The 16439-nt window shown below is 67.2% G+C and carries 12 protein-coding genes; 5 read left to right on the top strand and 7 right to left on the bottom strand.

Annotation, left to right across the window (positions count from 1 at the left end; translation table 11 throughout):
• Positions 1 to 28: 28 nt before the first annotated feature.
• The 4 genes from secF to INR38_RS17290 form a co-directional block, all read right to left on the bottom strand.
• Positions 29 to 979, bottom strand: a complete 951-nt coding sequence (gene secF, locus INR38_RS17305) for a protein translocase subunit SecF (RefSeq protein WP_012202769.1) — start codon at positions 977 to 979, stop codon at positions 29 to 31.
• A 13-nt stretch (positions 980 to 992) separates the two neighbouring features.
• Positions 993 to 2915 (bottom strand): protein translocase subunit SecD, encoded by a 1923-nt coding sequence (gene secD, locus INR38_RS17300; protein WP_043825337.1) that lies wholly within the window; start codon positions 2913 to 2915, stop codon positions 993 to 995.
• Between the two features lie 91 nt (positions 2916 to 3006).
• Entirely contained in the window at positions 3007 to 3342 is a 336-nt protein-coding gene (gene yajC, locus INR38_RS17295; RefSeq protein WP_012202771.1) for a preprotein translocase subunit YajC, read from the bottom strand.
• 331 nt (positions 3343 to 3673) lie between these two features.
• A complete protein-coding gene (locus INR38_RS17290) occupies positions 3674 to 7255 on the bottom strand; it encodes an indolepyruvate ferredoxin oxidoreductase family protein (RefSeq protein WP_207443240.1) in 3582 nt (1193 codons plus the stop codon).
• A gap of 188 nt (positions 7256 to 7443) precedes the next feature.
• On the opposite strand from INR38_RS17290, the gene INR38_RS17285 reads away from it, so the two are divergent.
• Together INR38_RS17285 and INR38_RS17280 are read left to right on the top strand one after the other, a co-directional pair.
• A complete protein-coding gene (locus INR38_RS17285) occupies positions 7444 to 7947 on the top strand; it encodes an Lrp/AsnC family transcriptional regulator (protein ID WP_012202773.1) in 504 nt (167 codons plus the stop codon).
• A gap of 161 nt (positions 7948 to 8108) precedes the next feature.
• Positions 8109 to 9869 carry an MFS transporter gene (locus tag INR38_RS17280; RefSeq protein ID WP_063327528.1) on the top strand — a complete coding sequence of 587 codons (1761 nt, stop codon included), beginning with the start codon at positions 8109 to 8111 and terminating at the stop codon, positions 9867 to 9869.
• Positions 9870 to 10076: 207 nt separating this feature from the next.
• On the opposite strand, the gene INR38_RS17275 is transcribed toward INR38_RS17280, so the two are convergent.
• The gene (locus INR38_RS17275; RefSeq protein ID WP_034389752.1) at positions 10077 to 11261 is read right to left on the bottom strand and encodes an MltA domain-containing protein; all 1185 of its coding nucleotides are present in this window, start codon (positions 11259 to 11261) and stop codon (positions 10077 to 10079) included.
• Between INR38_RS17275 and INR38_RS17270 the strand changes: the two genes are divergently transcribed.
• From INR38_RS17270 to INR38_RS17260, 3 genes are all read left to right on the top strand, one after another.
• A complete protein-coding gene (locus INR38_RS17270) occupies positions 11260 to 11430 on the top strand; it encodes a hypothetical protein (RefSeq protein WP_016449371.1) in 171 nt (56 codons plus the stop codon). The genes INR38_RS17275 and INR38_RS17270 overlap by 2 nt on opposite strands.
• A 146-nt stretch (positions 11431 to 11576) precedes the next feature.
• Positions 11577 to 12302: an OmpA family protein gene (locus INR38_RS17265; RefSeq protein WP_034389754.1), complete on the top strand. Its 726-nt coding sequence runs from the start codon at positions 11577 to 11579 to the stop codon at positions 12300 to 12302.
• Between the two features lie 105 nt (positions 12303 to 12407).
• The gene (locus INR38_RS17260; protein ID WP_207443241.1) at positions 12408 to 13682 is read left to right on the top strand and encodes an amino acid deaminase; all 1275 of its coding nucleotides are present in this window, start codon (positions 12408 to 12410) and stop codon (positions 13680 to 13682) included.
• Positions 13683 to 13687: 5 nt separating this feature from the next.
• Here INR38_RS17260 and INR38_RS17255 read toward each other — a convergent pair whose 3' ends face one another.
• On the bottom strand, positions 13688 to 14317 hold the full coding sequence (locus tag INR38_RS17255; protein ID WP_012202778.1) for a response regulator: 630 nt from the start codon (positions 14315 to 14317) through the stop codon (positions 13688 to 13690).
• Positions 14318 to 14333: 16 nt separating this feature from the next.
• The gene (locus tag INR38_RS17250; protein ID WP_207443258.1) at positions 14334 to 16412 is read right to left on the bottom strand and encodes a PAS domain S-box protein; all 2079 of its coding nucleotides are present in this window, start codon (positions 16410 to 16412) and stop codon (positions 14334 to 14336) included.
• Positions 16413 to 16439 lie beyond the last annotated feature (27 nt).

Raw genomic sequence — 16439 nt, 5'->3', positions numbered from 1 at the left:
TAAGCCGGTCTGGAGCTAGAACATTCGCTTACACAGTGGCGCCGGCGTTGGGATCGTTGGGGTCCGTGGAAGCCTTGGGCGCCTTGATCAGATCCTCGCGCTTGACGCCCAGCCACATGGCGATGGCGGCGGCCACGAAGACCGAGGAATAGATGCCGAACAGGATGCCGATGGTCAGCGCCAGCGCGAAGTAATGCAGGCTGGGACCGCCGAAGAAGAACATGGACAGCACCATGGCCTCGGTGGAGGCGTGGGTGATGATGGTGCGGCTCATCGTGCTGGTGATGGCGTGGTCGATCACCTCGGTGGTGCTGAGCTTGCGGAACTTGCGGAAGGCTTCGCGGATACGGTCGAAGATCACGACCGACTCGTTGACCGAGTAGCCCAGCACGGCCAGCACGCCGGCCAGCACGGACAGCGAGAACTCCCACTGGAAGAACGCGAAGAAGCCCAGGATGATGACCACGTCGTGCAGGTTGGCGATCACGGCGGCCACGCCGAACTTCCATTCGAAGCGCATGGCCAGGTAGATCACGATGCCCAGCACCACGAAGCCCAGCGCCATCAGGCCGTTGTGCATGAGCTCGTCACCCACCTGCGGGCCCACGAACTCGGTGCGGCGCAGCGTGACTTCGGCGTCTTCCTTCTTGAGCGCCGTGAGCACCTGCTCGCTTTGCTGCGCGGAGGACACGTCCTTTTGCACGGGCAGGCGGATCATCACGTCGCGCGACGTGCCGAAGTTCTGCACCGTGACGTCGCTGTAGCCCAGCTTGGAGACGGTATCGCGCACCTTGGCGATGTCGGCGGTCTGGGTATAGGCCACCTCCATCACGGTGCCGCCCGTGAATTCCACGGACAGGTGCAGGCCGCGCGTGAGCAGGAAGAACACGGCCAGCGCGAAGGTGATGAAGGAGATCGCGTTGAGGACCAACGCGTACTTCATGAAGGGGATGTCTTTGCGGATGCGGAAGAACTCCATGGTCTTCCCCCTTTCAGTTGTTGGCGCCGGAATCGGCGACGCTGGAACCCTTGGCAGCCACGGAGCGCAGCTGGCTGGTGTCTTCCGGCTTCCAGACCTGGCCGATGGAGATGCTCTTGAGCTTCTTGCGGCGGCCGTACCAGAGGTTGACCAGACCGCGCGAGAAGAACACGGCCGAGAACATGCTGGTCAGGATGCCGATGCAGTGCACCACGGCGAAGCCGCGCACCGGGCCGGAGCCGAAGGCCAGCAGCGCCAGGCCCGCGATCAGCGTGGTCACGTTCGAGTCCAGGATGGTGTGCCATGCGTTCTCGTAGCCCGCATGGATGGCGGCCTGCGGCGAGACGCCGCCGCGCAGTTCTTCGCGAATGCGCTCGTTGATCAGCACGTTGGAGTCGATGGCCACGCCCAGCGCCAACGCCATGGCGGCGATGCCGGGCAGGGTCAGCGTGGCCTGCAGCATGGACAGGATGGCCAGCAGCAGCAGTACGTTGACTGACAGGGCCACCGTGGAGATCACGCCGAACAGCATGTAGTACACGCACATGAAGGCCGCGATGGCCACCAGGCCCCAGACCACGGAGTGGATGCCGCGGTTGATGTTGTCGGCGCCCAGGCTGGGGCCGATGGTGTATTCCTCGATGATCTCCATGGGCGCGGCCAGCGAGCCGGCGCGCAGCAGCAGGGCCGTGTCGTTGGCTTCCGCCGTGGTCATGCGGCCCGAGATCTGCACGCGTCCGCCACCGATCTCGGTGCGGATCACGGGAGCCGTCACGACCTCGCCCTTGCCCTTTTCGAACAGGATGATGGCCATGCGTTTGCCCACGTTCTCACGCGTGATGTCCTTGAAGATGCGCGCGCCCTTGGCATCGAGCACCAGGTTGACCGTGGGTTCCTGGGTCTGGCTGTCGAAGCCGGGCTGTGCGTCGGTGAGGTTCTCGCCGGTCAGCACGACCTGCTTTTGCACGATCACGGCCTGGGCGTTGCGGTCCAGGTAGCGCTCGGAGCCGAAGGGCACGGGGCCCGAACCCAGCTCGGCGCCGCGCGCCTCGGAGGATTCGTCGACCAGGCGCACTTCCAGCGTGGCCGTGCGGCCCAGGATGTCCTTGGCCTTGGCCGTGTCCTGCACGCCGGGCAGCTGGACGATGATGCGGTCCAGACCCTGCTGCTGGATCACGGGCTCGGCCACGCCCAGCTCGTTGATCCGGTTGTGCAGGGTGACGATGTTCTGCTTGAGCGCCTGTTCCTGCACCTTGCGCAGGGCTTCGGGCTTGATGGAGGCCAGCAGCTTGAAGCCGGCGCCATCAGGCTCGGAGGTGGCCGCCAGATCGGGGAACTGGTCGGTGACCAGATTGCGGGCGGCCGTGAGCATGGCCTCGTCGCGCACGCGGATCTCGACGGTGTTGCCGTTGCGCGAGACGCCGCCGTGGCGGATGTTCTTGTCGCGCAGCGAGGTGCGCAGGTCGCCGGCAAAGGAGTCAGCCTTCTTGGTCAGGGCCGCAGCCATGTCCACCTGCAGCATGAAGTGCACGCCACCGCGCAGGTCCAGGCCCAGGTACATGGGCTTGGCGCCGACGGCCGTGAGCCATTGCGGCGAGCGCGACACCAGGTTCAGCGCCACGATGTAGGCCGGATCGTTGGCATCGGGGATCAGGGCCTTCTGGATCACGTCCTTGGCCTTGAGCTGCTCGTCGGGCGTGTTGAAGCGCGCCCGCACCGAGGTGCCCTCGATGGTCAGCACATCGGGCTTGACATCGGCAGCCTTCAAGGCCTCCTCGACCCTGTGCAGCACCGCGTTGTCCACCTTGATGGTGGCCTTGGCCGAGGAGACCTGCACGGCAGGCGCCTCACCGAAAAAATTGGGCAGGGTGTAGAGCACCCCCACCAGCAGCGCGATCACGATGATCGCGTACTTCCAGACCGGATATCGGTTCATGATCGCGCTCTTCGCTCTTTGTAGACAGCAACGCACAAAAGGGTGTGCTGCCGCCTGCGCGGTCCGCACACCCGCAAGACAGGGACAGCGCTTACTTCAGCGTGTCCTTGGGCAGCACCTGTACGACGGCGCTGCGCTGGATCTGGACTTCCACACCCGAGGCGATCTCGATGTGCAGGAATTGCTCGGACATGCGTGTCACGCGGCCGATGATGCCGCCGGACGTTGCCACTTCGTCGCCCTTGGCCAGCGCCTCGATCATGGAGCGGTGCTCCTTCTGGCGCTTCATCTGGGGGCGGATCATCACGAAGTACAGCACCACGAACATCAGTGCCAGCGGTGCCATGCCGTACAGCTGCGACATGAAGTCGCCACCGGAGGCTGCTGCTGCGGGTGCGGTCTGGGCAAAAGCGGAAGAAATAAACACGGGCAAGACTCCAGGATTGGAAGGTCGAAAAAGGGTCGCTGCGCACGCCGTATGCACGGGCCCGCGCAGGAGAACGGAGCATTGTATGCGTCAGCCCTGACCCACATGGGCTGCCAGGATCTGGCGGCTGCGGGTTTTTCGGCGACGATGGCTGCAACTGGCTGCCATCTGCCGTTTTTAAAGGGGTGGAGCGCGGTTTTTCGTGATTTTTGCGCCCGGCTTGACGGTCCATGGAACGGACCCTGACGGAGCCGCGCCGCCCACACCTTGCGGTGCGGACGGCGGCAGCGATCTTACAGGAGGCCCCTGGAGCGGGGCGGTCCGTGTGGTTTCAGGCGACGCCGACGGCGGGCTTGCCCGTGCTGCCGGCACCCCGTGACGGTGCGCTCCAGCGTGCCATCAGCGCCTTCCACTTGATGCGGGCCGCTGCCAGGTTGCGCTCCTTGACATGGCCGTAGCCGCGGATGTCCTCGGGAATGCTGGCGATCTCCACGGCCAGTGCCAGGCGCTCTGGCGTGAGTTCGGCCAGCAGGCTTTCGATGCACTGGCGGTATTCCTGGATCAGGGCGCGCTCGGTGCGGCGCTCCTGCGTGCGGCCGAAGGGGTCCAGCGCCGTGCCGCGCAGGCCCTTCATCTTCGCCAGCACTTCCATGGCCTTGCGCATCCAAGGACCGTAGGACTTCTTGACCAGATGGCCGTGCTCATCCTTGCCGGCCGACGACGGCGGCGCCAGGTGGTGGACCACGCGGTAGTCGCCCTCGAACATGCCGGCGATGCGTTGGCTGAAGGCCGCATCGGTGTGCAGGCGCGCGACCTCGTACTCATCCTTGTAGGCCATGAGTTTGAACAGATAGCGGGCCACGGCCTCCGACAGGCGCGTGCCGGAGCCCGCCACGCCGCGCTCGGCGGCATGGACCTTGTCCACGAAGGCCTGGTACTCGGCCGCATAGGCGGCGTTCTGGTAGCCCGTGAGGAAGTCCACACGCTTGGCCACCATCTCGGTCAGCGAGGGCTTCTTGACGAACTGGATCACCTGGGCCGTCTGGAACAGGGCGCGCACGGCAGCCAGGTCATGGGCGCAGCGGCGGCCCCACTCGAAGGCGGCCTTGTTGTTGTCGGCCTGCACGCCGTTGAGTTCGATGGCGCGCATCAGCGCCGCATGCGACAGCGGCACGCGGCCCTTTTGCCAGGCGTAGCCCAGGATCAGCGGGTTGGTGTAGATGCTGTCGCCCAGCAGCTGCACGGCCACCTGCTCGGCGTCGAAGCTGCCCAGCAGCTCGGGGCCCACGGCCTGGGCCAGGGCGCTGGCGCAGCGGTCGTCCGGCGCCTGCCAGTCAGGGTTGGTGACGAAGGCTGCCGTGGGCGAGCCGTGGCTGTTGAGCGCCACGAAGGTGCGGCCCGGCTGCATCACGGACATGGTGGTCGGCGTGGCCGTGACGATGGGGTCGCAGCCGATCACCAGGTCGGCCTTGGCCATGTCCACCTTGGTGGTGTAGATGGCCTCGGGGCGGTTGGCGATCTGGATGTGGCTCCAGGTGGAGCCGCCCTTTTGCGCCAGGCCGGCCGCGTCCTGGGTGATCACGCCCTTGCCCTCCAGGTGGGCGGCCATGCCCAGCAGCGAGCCGATGGTGATCACGCCCGTGCCGCCGACGCCGGCCACGACGATGCCCCAGGCCTGCTCGGCCACCGGCAGCACGGGCTCCGGGATGGCGGGCAGCATGGACAGGTCGCCCTTCTTCTCCTTCTTGGGCTTCTTGAGCTGGCCGCCTTCGATGGTGACGAAGCTGGGGCAAAAGCCCTTCACGCAGGAGTAGTCCTTGTTGCAGGTGTTCTGGTTGATGCGGCGCTTGCGGCCGAACTCGGTCTCCACCGGCTCGACCGACAGGCAGTTGGACTGCACCGAGCAGTCGCCGCAGCCTTCGCAGACCAATTCGTTGATGACCACGGTCTTGTCGGGCGTGGCCAGCGTGCCGCGTTTGCGGCGGCGGCGCTTTTCGGTGGCGCAGGTCTGGTCGTAGATGATGGCCGTGCAGCCCTTGAGGGTGCGGAACTCGCGCTGGATGCGGTCCAGCTCGTCGCGGTGGTGCACGGTCACGCCCTCGGCCAGCGGCACGCCGTCGTACTTGGCGGGTTCGTCGGTGACGATGACCAGTTTGGCCACGCCCTCGGACTTGAGGCTGTTCATGATCTGCAGCACCGAGTGGCCCTCGGGCCGCTCGCCCACGCGCTGGCCGCCCGTCATGGCCACGGCGTCGTTGTACAGCAGCTTGTAGGTGATGTTCACGCCGGCCGCGATGCTCTGGCGTATCGCCAGCAGGCCGCTGTGGAAGTAGGTGCCGTCGCCCAGGTTGGCGAAGACATGCGCGTCCTTGGTGAAGGGCGCCTGGCCCACCCAGGTCACGCCCTCGCCACCCATCTGCGTGAAGGTGCTGGTGGAGCGGTCCATCCACACCGTCATGTAGTGGCAGCCGATGCCGGCCACGGCGCGGCTGCCCTCGGGCACGCGGGTGCTGGTGTTGTGCGGGCAGCCGCTGCAAAACCATGGCACGCGGTCGCCCGTGGGCTGGCTCTGGGCGGCCTTGAGCGCGGCCTCGCGGGCGTCCAGCACGGCAATGCGCTCGTGCATGCGCTGGGCGATGTGTTCGGGCACGCCGATCTTGGTCAGGCGCTGGACGATGGCGCGCGCGATGAGGGCCGGCGTCAGGTCCGCATTGGGGCGCAGCAGCCAGTCCTGGCTGGGATTGGGCACCGACCATTCGCCGCCGTGCTCATCGCTGAACTTGCCGACCACGTTGGGCCGCACGTCGGAGCGCCAGTTGTACAGCTCTTCCTTGATCTGGTATTCGATGACCTGGCGCTTTTCCTCCACCACCAGGATTTCCTGCAGGCCGCGCGCGAAGTCGCGCGTGATGGTGGCCTCCAGCGGCCAGACCACGTTGACCTTGTGCACGCGTATGCCCAGCTGGCGGCAGGTGTCGTCGTCCAGGCCCAGGTCGGCCAGGGCCTGGCGCATGTCGTTGTAGGCCTTTCCGCTGGCGATCAGGCCGAAGCGGTCGTTGGGACCGTCGATCACGTTGTGGTTGAGCCGGTTGGCGCGCACATAGGCCAGGGCCGCATACCACTTGTAGTTCATCAGCCGCTGCTCCTGCTCCAGCGGCGCATCGGGCCAGCGGATGTGCAGGCCGCCGGGCGGCATCTGGAAGTCCTCGGGCAGGATGATGTTCACGCGGTCCGGCTCCACCGACACGCTGGCCGAGGACTCCACCACCTCCTGGATGGTCTTCATGCCCGACCACAGGCCCGAGAAGCGGCTCATGGCAAAGGCGTGCAGCCCCATGTCCAGGATGTCCTGCACATTGCTGGGAAAGAACACTGGCGTGCCGCAGGCCTTGAAGATGTGGTCGCTCTGGTGGGCGGCCGTGCTGCTCTTGCTGATGTGGTCGTCGCCGGCCAGCGCGATCACGCCGCCGTGCCTGGCGGTGCCCGCCATGTTGGCGTGCTTGAACACGTCGGAGCAGCGGTCCACGCCCGGGCCCTTGCCGTACCACAGGCCGAAGACGCCGTCGAACTTCTTGGTCTCGGGGTAGAGATCCAGTTGCTGCGTGCCCCAGACGGCCGTGGCGCCCAGCTCTTCATTGACGCCGGGCTGGAAGACGATGTTGTTGGATTCGAGGTGCTTTTTCGCGGCCCATAGCGCCTGGTCATAGCCGCCCAGCGGGGAGCCCCGGTAGCCGCTGATGAAGCCTGCGGTGTTCAGGCCCGCTGCAGCGTCGCGCTGGCGCTGCAGCATGGGCAGGCGCACAAGGGCCTGTACTCCGCTCATGAACGCACGGCCGTGCTGCAGAGCGTATTTGTCGTCGAGAGTGACCGTCTCCAGGGCGCGGCGCACGTCTTCGGGCAGTGGGGCATTCATGGCTTGTCTCCATCGATGGTCGGCGCCCTGTCATGTCCTGCCCGGAACGGGAAAGAGGCATGCACGGCACTCGTTGTCTGAACCAAATCGCCTTTTTTCAGTGTATTCGTGCTCGTCTGATAGGTCTTTGCTTTCTTTGCGCTGTTTCAAGTATCCTGAGCAAGAATCTTTCTTGAAAACGGTGTTTTGTGCAAACTTTGGACAAATTCGACATTGCCATCCTCGGCCACCTGCAGGCCGACGCACGCTTGACCAATGCCGAGCTGGCCCAGCGCGTGGGCCTGTCGGCCGCGCCCTGCTGGCGCCGTGTGCGGGCGCTGGAGGAGGCGGGCTTCATCCGCGGCTACCACGCCGACATCGACCGCCACAAGATCGGCCTGGGCGTGCTGGCCTTCGTGCGGCTCGATGCCGTGCGCACGGCCGGCACGCTGACGCTGGAGATGGAGGACGCCATCCGCAAGCTGCCCGAGGTCGTGACCTGCCACTACATCAGCGGAACCGGCACCTTCGAGCTGCAGGTGGTGGCGCGCGACCTGGACAGCTTTGCGCAGTTCGCGCGCAACACGCTGCTGAATCTGCCCAATGTGAAGGACATGCAGACCAGTTTCTCGCTGGGCGAGATCAAGTCCAGCCATGCGCTGCCCCTGTCCCAGCTGGGGCCCATGGCGGGCAAGGGCCTGCCGGACCAGTAGCCGCAGGCCGGCGTACTGGCCTGTGAAGGTCGCGCCGAAGCGACAGTGTGCTCCTGCAAAAGGAGCAAAAAACGCCTGCCGTGCAAGGCGGTGATCGTGGTTCTTAGTGCAACAACCATTTCTGGCGCCACCCCCGCGTTTGGGCCGAGAATCAGGGGCACATGGCCGCAGAACAAACAACACCAGTCCCCGCCCAGCCGCCTGCCTCTGAATCCGAGCCTTCCACCCCGCCCCCGGCCGAGCCTTCGGGCATGGGGGCGCCGGGCACCCTGATCGAAGACCCGTCAGGCATGACGGCCGCCGACAAGGCGGCTGCCGAGGCCGAAGGCCAGAAGGCGGCCCAGGCCCAGCAGGGCGTCTGGGCGCCGCTGTCCGGCCCCACCTTCCGCATGCTCTGGCTGATCTGGATGGCGGCCAATACCTGCATGTGGATGAACGATGTGGCGGCGGCCTGGCTCATGACCTCGCTGACCACCTCGCCCGTGCTGGTGGCCCTGGTGCAATCGGCCTCCACGCTGCCCGTCTTCCTGCTGGGCCTGCCCAGCGGCGCGCTGGCCGACATCCTGGACCGGCGCCGCTACTTCATCGTCACCCAGTTCTGGGTGGCGGCCGTGGCCCTGGTGCTGTGTCTGTTCGTGCTGTCCGGCCAGATGACGGCGCACTGGCTGCTGGTGCTGACCTTTGCCAACGGCATCGGCCTGGCCATGCGCTGGCCCGTGTTCTCGGCGCTGATCCCCGAACTCGTGCCCAAGCACCACCTGCCCTCGGCCATGGCGCTCAATGCCGTGGCCATGAACGCCTCGCGCATCATCGGCCCCCTGGTGGCCGGCGCCATCATCGCCAGCCTGGGCAGCGCATGGGTGTTCGTGCTGAACGCCGTGCTGTCCATCCTCTCGGGCATCGTGCTGATCCGCTGGAAGCGCCGCCATGTGGCCAACCCGCTGGGCCGCGAGCGCCTGCCCTCGGCCATGCGCGTGGGCCTGCAGTTCGTGCGCGAGTCGCCCCGCATGCATGCGGTGCTGGCGCGCACGGTGTGTTTCTTCCTGCAGTGCACAGCCGTGATGGCCTTGCTGCCCCTGGTGGCCCAGCGCCTGCACGGCCCCACCGAGGGCGGGGGCGGCGCCGAGACCTTCACGCTGCTGCTGGCCTCCATGGGTGCGGGCGCCATCGTGGGCGCCATGTTCCTGCCGCGCCTGCGCCAGGCCATGTCCAAGGAAAGTCTGATCCGGTCGGGCTCTGCCGTGCATGCGCTGGCCACGCTGGCAGTGGCCCTGTCGCCCAATGTCTACATGGCCGTGCCGGCCATGATGCTGGCCGGCATGGCGCTGATCTCCACCGCCAACGTGCTGGGCGTCTCGGCCCAGATGGCCTTGCCCAACTGGGTGCGGGCGCGCGGCATGTCCATCTACCAGATGTCCATCATGGGCGGTACGGCGACAGGCGCCGCGCTCTGGGGACAGGTGGCCAGCATGGTGGGGGTGAGGGGCAGCCTCATGGTGGCCGCCGCCAGCGGCGTGGTCTGCATGCTGCTGGTCCAGCGCCTGGTGCGCGACCGCCAGATCGAGGAGGATTTGAGTCCCTCCAAGGCCTTCCAGCGCCCCGAGGTCAACATCCCCGAAGCCGGCCGCGTGGTCGTCACCATCGAGTACCAGATAGACCCCACCCAGGCCGAGGCCTTCCGCGCCCTCATGCAGGAAAGCCGCCGCAGCCGCATGCGCCAGGGCGCGCTGGGCTGGAGCCTGCTGCACAGCATGAGCCACCCCGAGCGCTACGTGGAGCAGATCATCGACGAATCCTGGACCGAGCACCTGCGCCGCTTCGACCGCGTCACCGCCGCCGACGTGGCCCTGCGCGACCGCAAGCTGGCCTATCACAAGGGCAAGGAACCGCCGCGCGTTACGAGGTACTTCGATACCCCCTGAGGCGCTGCGCGCCTTCCCCCTGAGGGGGACGGCGCCCTCGCAGCGAGGCTGCTCTTGCTCGGCGCGCCTGGCGTTGGGCCGCGCCAGAGCGAGGGACAGTGGATAGAGGTGTGTCTGCGCTGGTCTTGTGCCATGCGGGGCGAGCCTTGGCGCAAAGGATAAAACCGGCGCACCCCAAAGCGGGAAGCGGCGTAGCCGCTCAGGGGGTCACCTCAAGTGCGGTGCCTGGCTGGCAAGGCTGCGCGGCCAGAAGGCCCACAGGCGCAGGTTCTGCTTGATGCGGCCGGCCAGGTCGCCGGCTTCGGGGCCCCAGCCCATGAAGTAGTCGGCGCGCACGGCGCCGACGATGGCGCTGCCGGTGTCCTGGGCGAATACCAGGCGGTTCAGGGCCACGGTGGGCCCGGATGTGGACAGCCAGACCGGCGTGCCGTAGGGAATGCTCTGCTTGTCCACGGCGATGGAGCGGCCCGGGGTCAGGGCCACGCCCTGGGCGCCTTTGGGGCCGAATTGCAGGTCCAGGCCTTCCAGCGGCTCCTCGCGGAAGAAGACATAGCGCGGGTTGCTCCACAGCATTTCATTGACGCGGCCGGGGTTGGCGGCCACCCAGGCGCTGATGCCGGGCCAGGTGGCGTCGCGCACCAGTCCCTGGTCCAGCAGCCAGCGGCCCACGCTCTTGTAGGGCTGGTCATTGGTGCCCGCAAAGGCGACGCGGATCGTGCGTTGCGCGCCCGTGGGCTCGGTGATGTTCAGGCGCCCCGATCCCTGGATGTGCAGCACCATCGCATCGACCGGGTCGCGCAGCCAGGCGATGGCGCGGCCTGCCAGGGCCGCCTGGGCCTCGGGCATCGTCTCGATCTGCTGGCGCGAGAACCAGGGCTTGCGGCTGCCGAAGCCGGCGCCGGCCGGCGTCTTGTACAGCGGCACGTTGAAGCCGTCGCCCGGCAGGCGCCGTGCCTCGAACAGTGGCTCGTAGTAGGCGGTCAGCATGCCGTCCGGGCCACCGCCCAGCGCTTCGATGCGGTAGGGCTGCAGATTGGCCATGAGCCAGGCGCGCTGCTCGTCGCCCGTGGCAATGCTCAGCTGGCGCACGTCCCGGCACAGGCCCGCGAAGACCGAGCTGGGCCGTTCGCAGTTCTTGAGCCAGGCATTCCAGGCTTCGTGCAGCGCGTCTTCCTGCAGGCCGGGCAATTCGCTCCAGTCGGCTGCGATCCAGCGGCTCTTGGTGGGGGTGCTGGTGACCAGCGGGGGCCTGGGTGTCACGGTGACCGGGCCTCCCGGCTGCAGGTCGGGCACGGGCGAAGGGTCATAGACCGGCTTGGTGGTGGTCGTGCAGGCGACCAGCGTCCCTACAATCAGCGCCATCGCGGCATGGCGCAGGAGGTGGAAATTCATGGGGTTGATTTTGCTCGAAGCACTGCTGGCCTTGGTGATTCTGGTCGCTATTGTGTGGTGGACCATGTTCTCCGGGCGCCGCAAGGGCGAGTTGCCCGTGGACACGCCACGGGATTCGCATCCGTCTCCAGACAAACCCTCTCCCGGGCAGGATCGCAGCGGCCCGTGACGGACGCGGAAGCAGCCTCGCGGAGCGGGCGCCGTCCTACGGGTATGCCCTGCCCGCACTGATAGGCTGTGCTCAGCCTGCTTTCCACAATGGGGACCCTGGCGCTACCGCACGGTGCGTTCCCAAGATTCAAAAAGGAGTTTCCCATGCGCAAGCACATCGTTCTGGCCGCCGCAACGGCTGCCGCACTGTTCATCTCCGGCTGCGCGAACATGAGCGACACCCAGCGCCGCACGGCCACGGGTGCTGGCGTGGGCGCTGCAGCCGGCGCCGTGCTGGGCGCGGTCACCGGCGGCAGGGCCGGCACGGGCGCTGTGATCGGTGCCGGCGTGGGTGCACTGGGCACCTACATCTGGTCGCAGAACATGGAAAAGCAAAAGCGCGAGATGGAGCAGGCCACCCAGGGCACGGGCGTGAACGTGAGCCAGACGGCCGACAACCAGCTCAAGCTCGACATTCCCAGCGACATCTCGTTCGATACCAACCGTTCCGACATCAAGGGCAACTTCGCCCCCATCCTGGACCGCTTCGCCGAAGGCCTGCGCAACAACCCCAATGCCGAGGTGCGCATCATCGGCCACACGGACAGCACGGGCTCGGACGCCATCAACAACCCGCTGTCGCTGGACCGCGCCAACAGCACGCGCAACTACCTGACCATGCGCGGCGTCTCGGGCGCTCGCATCGCCACCGAAGGCCGTGGCTCGCACCAGCCCGTGGCTTCCAACGACTCGGCCAGCGGCCGTGCCATGAACCGCCGCGTGGAAATCTTCGTGGGCGAGATCCCGCAGCAACAGCAGCAGCCCCAGTATCAACAGCAGCCGCAGTACCAGCAGCCGCAATACCAGCCCCAGTACCAGCAGCCCCGCTGATCCCGGCTCTGGCCCGGATGCAACGCCCCGCAACACGGGGCGTTTTTGCGTGGGCGGCCACCTGCCTTGCCCTATGCTGGCACCCATCCATCAATGGGGAGTCGTATGAGTGAAGCAAGCACAGCAGGCATGGCCGACGTGGTCAGCCCGCTCGACAAGGGCCTGGGTGCGCTGTCGGCGCCCTGCGCGCCGCAGGACGCCGCAGCGCAGGGCTGGAACCTGCTGCGCGAGGATCTGGGCCTGCCGGCCGCCGTGCTCTCGCAGTCGCGCCTGGCGCACAACCTGGCCTGGATGCAGCGCTTTGTGGACGCCTACGGCGCCAAGCTCGCGCCCCACGGCAAGACGACCATGGCGCCCCGCCTGTTCCGCCAGCAGATCGATGCGGGCGCCTGGGGCATCACCTTGGCAACCGCCCAGCAGACACGCGTGGCCCATGCCCACGGCGTGCGCCGTGTGCTCATGGCCAACCAGCTGATCGGACGGCGCAATATGGCCGCCGTGGCCGAGCTGCTGGCCGATCCCGGTTTCGAGTTCTTCTGCCTGGTGGACTGCGCCGAGCAGGTCGAGCAACTGGCGGCCTTCTTTGGCGCGGCGGGCCAGTCCGTGCAGGTGCTGATCGAGCTGGGCCCGCCCGGCGGGCGCACGGGTGCGCGCTCCGATGCGCAGATGCAGCCGCTGCTGGACGCGTTGGCAAGGGCTGGCGCGGCCGTGCAACTGGCCGGCATCGAGGTCTACGAGGGCGTGCTCAAGGAAGAGGATGCCATCCGCACCCTGCTGCGGCGCGCCGTTCACTGGCTTGAGCGGCTCGCAAGCGATGGACGATTGCAGCGCAGCCCGGCCGTGCTCACGGGGGCCGGCTCGGCCTGGTACGACGTGGTGGCCCAGGAATTCGGCAAGGCCGACATTGGCGGTCCCCTGGATCTGGTGCTGCGCCCCGGCTGCTATCTCACGCATGACGCGGGCATCTACCAGGCAGCGCAGCAGCGCATCGACCAGACCAACCCCGTGGCGCAGCAGATGCGTGCCAGCCTGCTGCCTGCGCTGCAGGTCTGGGCCTATGTGCAGTCACTGCCCGAGCCTGGCCGCGCCATCGTGGCGCTGGGCAAGCGCGATACCGCCTTCGAGGCCGTGCCGCCCAGGCCCGCGCTGCGCTACCGCCCCGGTGATGCCGCGCCGGTGGCCGCACCGCCCCATTGGGAGGTCACGGCCATGATGGACCAGCATGCTTTCCTGAAGGTGGCCGAGGACGATGGCCTGCGCGTCGGCGACATGCTGGCCTTCGATATCTCCCACCCCTGCCTGACCTTCGACAAATGGCGGCAGATGGCCGTCGTCAATGACCGCTATGACGTGGTGGACGTGATCGCCACGTATTTCTGAAGGAGTCAGCCGTGCGTGCGCAGCAGGTTGGCCAGTTCCACGGCCGACTTGACCTGCATCTTGTCGAAGACGCGCGCGCGGTGGACTTCGACGGTGCGCACGCTGATGTCCAGCTGGTCGGCGATGAGCTTGTTGGGAATGCCCTCCACCACCAGCCGCATCACGTCGCGCTCGCGCTCCGTCAGTTCGTTGAAGCGCGCGCGCACGGCCTCGCGAGCGCGGGTCTCGGCCTGGTGCTGGGCTGACAGTTCCAGCGCCTGCTCGATGCGGTCCACGAGCGCGTTGTCCGAAAAGGGCTTCTCGCAGAAATCGAAGGCGCCGCGCTTGACCGTGTCCACGGCCGTGGGTACGTCGGCATGGCCGGTCAGGAAGATCACGGGCATGCCCGCGATCTGGTTGCGCTCCAGCATAAGGTTGAACAGCGCCAGCCCGCTCATGCCGCCCATGCGCATGTCCAGCAGCAGGCAGCAGGGATTGCGTGGTGGCGGGCGCGATTGCAGCATGGCGTCGAAGGCCTCTGCGCTGTCATAGCATTCGCTGAGCAGGCGGCGCGAGCGCAGCAGCCAGGCCAGCGCTTCGCGTACATCGGTGTCGTCATCGACGATGTAGACGGTGGCGTCGGGTACAGGTTCCATGGGCCTATTGTTCCATCTATGGTTCCACCTGTGCCGGGTTGTGGGTCGGCAGCGTGAAGGCGAAGACGGTTCCGCGCGGGCTGTGCGGGCTGTGCTGCAGGTGGCCGCCATGCTGTTCGACCACGGTGCGGCACAGGCTCAGGCCCAGGCCCATGCCCTCGTTGCGCGTGGTGAAGAAGGGCGTGAACAACTGCTCCGCCACATGCTTGGGGATGCCGCTGCCGCAGTCGATGACGGCGAATTCCACCCAGCTGCGGCGCGTGCTGGCGGCCGCACGCCGCACCCGCAGCTGCAGTTCGCGGTCCACGGTCTCGGGCGAGTCCATGGCCTGCATGCCGTTGCGCGCCAGGTTGAGCAGCACCTGCTCGATCATGGTCGGATCGCAGAGCACGGGCGACAGGCCGGGCTCGATATCGGTGGTCACGCGCACGCCCAGGTTGCGCGCCTGCAGGCTGACCAGCGGCAGCACGGCGTCTATGAGTTCGGCGGCACCTATGACTTCGCGTGACTGGTCGCGCCGCCGCACGAAGTCGCGCACGCTCTTGATCACGCGGCCTGCACGGTCGGCCTGGAAGCTGATGCGCTCCATGGCCATGCGCAAGTCCTGCAACTGCTGGCGCAGATGGGCTTCGTTGCCGGCGCTACCCTCCGCACCGTCGTCGCTGCCCAGCATGTTCAGCGATCCCGTGGCGTAGCTGGAGATGGCCACCAGCGGCTGGGTGAGTTCATGGCTGAGCAGCGACGCCATTTCGCCCACGGTGGCCAGGCGGGCCGTGGCCTGCAGGCGCTCCTGCGAGGCGCGCGAGATCTCTTCCATGCGCTTTTGCTCGCTGATGTCGATGAAGGCGCTCATCCAGCCCGTGTGCTGGCCCTGGGCGTTGATCAGCGGCGCCTCGAAGATCAGCACCGGAATGCGTGTGCCGTCCTTGCGCATGAAGATGCTTTCGTGGCCCTCGCGCGGCGGCGGTGCGTTGCCGGACAGGCGGTTGTCACGCCGGCGCGCGTAGATTTCGGCGCGCTCGGGCGGCCAGTAGGGCGCGATGCTCAGGCCCAGCAGCTCCTCGGCCGTGAAGCCCACCATGTTGCAGAAGGCCGGATTCACATAGCTGATGCGGCCCTGCAGATCGCGCGCGCGCAGGCCCGTGACCAGCGAGTCCTCCATGGCCTTGCGAAAGGCCAGCGCATCGCCCAGGTCGCGCTCGGCACGCAGGCGGCGGCGGTTGTCGCGTACCAGCACGGCGACCACGGAGACCAGGGCGATGGACATCAGCGTCACCAGGGCCGTGAGCACGTTGGGGAACACGCTGGGCGCGCGGTGCCAGCTGTCCATGCGCAGCACCAGGGTGCTGCCGGGCAGGTCCAGCAGCTGCTGCGCCGTGAACATGCGCGTGCCGCGCCAGGAGGCGCCCAGCAGGGCCAGGCGCGTGCCGTCGGGCTCGGTGAAGGACACTTCCTGGGTGCGCGGCAGGTTCTTGCTGACCTGGGTGATCAGCAGGCTTTGCAGGCTGTAGGTGCCGATGACGAAGCCGATGATGTGGCCGCTTTGCGTCAGCGGCAGGCAGACCTCCATCATCTCCGTGCCCAGGCCCTCGGCCAGCAGCTGGAAGTAGCTGGGCGAGTAGGCGGGGCCGTTCAGGCGGCGCGCGTGGGTGCAGGTCAGCACGGCCTCGGGGTGGGTGTTGTTCGTGCGCAGCTGGTCTTCCCACTGCACGTTGCGATAGGGGGTCTCGGCATGGGAGCGGATCTGCAGGCCCGCGTCGCGCCACTCGATGCGCATCAGCTCGCGGCGCACCTGCAGCAGCTCGGCGGCGCGGGTCTTCCATTCGGCGGGCTCGTTGTCGGGCGCGTTCAGCGCCTGCAGGTCCTGCAGGTTGCGGTTGAGCGCTGCGCGTATGTCGGCCACGGCATTGGCCGTGTCGCGCTCCAGCTTGTCCTGGACCTGGGAGGCCTCATAGCGCCCGGCCAGCCAGACCATGGTGACGAGCATGCTCAGGACCAGGGCGACCAGCAGGCTCCACAGCGACCAGCGGCGCCAGGCCGTGCGCCAGCGGCGCCAGGGCCAGCGGCCTTCGGGCATGGGCGATATCGGTGACATGGCCGGCATGGGCGGCATGGGCGGGTG

Source organism: Delftia sp. SD018 (assembly GCF_017355445.1).
In the GTDB taxonomy this organism is placed as follows: Bacteria; Pseudomonadota; Gammaproteobacteria; order Burkholderiales; family Burkholderiaceae_C; genus Comamonas; species Comamonas acidovorans.
Note: the sequence above shows the minus strand (reverse complement) of the source record. Positions and strands in the feature narration are given on the sequence as shown.